At 69.7% G+C, this 694-nt stretch carries 1 protein-coding gene and 1 pseudogene; one reads left to right on the top strand and one right to left on the bottom strand.

Features of this window, described 5'->3' with window-relative positions; translation table 11 throughout:
* A pseudogene (locus DMB66_RS59410) lies at positions 1-146 on the bottom strand (TetR family transcriptional regulator); the annotation flags it as partial.
* 123 nt (positions 147-269) lie between these two features.
* Between DMB66_RS59410 and DMB66_RS59415 the strand changes: the two are divergent.
* Positions 270-694 (top strand): aldo/keto reductase (locus DMB66_RS59415; protein WP_148112954.1); only part of this gene is annotated, 425 nt, incomplete at its 3' end.

The raw sequence follows: 694 nt of genomic DNA on the forward strand, positions 1-694 counted from the left end.
CGCGCGGCGATGTCGCGCACGGGCACCTCGACGCCGGACGCGAGGAAGGCCGCAGCCGCCGCGTCCAGCAGGGTCTGCTCGTTGCGCCGGGCGTCGGCGCGCTTCCGCGGGACCGCCGGCCCCGATCCGCTGGCGTTGTCCGCCACTGCGCCGCCACCTCCACTTGGCAAACGGAACCATGTTCCGTATATTGGTTAACGGAACACGGCTCCGCTTGTTCAGCATGACAGAGCCGGCGGGCCGGACCAAGCCACGTGGGAGGAAAAATCATGCAGTACCGCACCTTGGGCCGCACCGGTGTGCAGGTCAGCACGCTCGTGCTCGGCGCGATGAACTTCGGGAAGATCGGCAGCACCACCCAGGAGGAGGCCACCGCGATCGTCGACGCGGCGCTCGACGCCGGGATCAACCTCATCGACACCGCCGACATGTACAGCGACGGCCAGTCCGAGGAGATGGTCGGCAAGGCCATCGCCGGCCGCCGCGACGACATCGTGCTGGCCACCAAGGCGGCCATGCCCATGGGCGACGAGCGCAACCATCGGGGCAGCTCGCGCCGCTGGCTGGTCACCGAGCTGGACAACAGCCTGCGCCGGCTCGGCGTCGACCACGTCGATCTCTACCAGGTCCACCGGTGGGACCCGGCCACCAGCGACGAGGAGACGCTGTCGGCCCTAACCGACCTGCGGCGGGC

Source organism: Actinoplanes sp. ATCC 53533, from assembly GCF_003947245.1.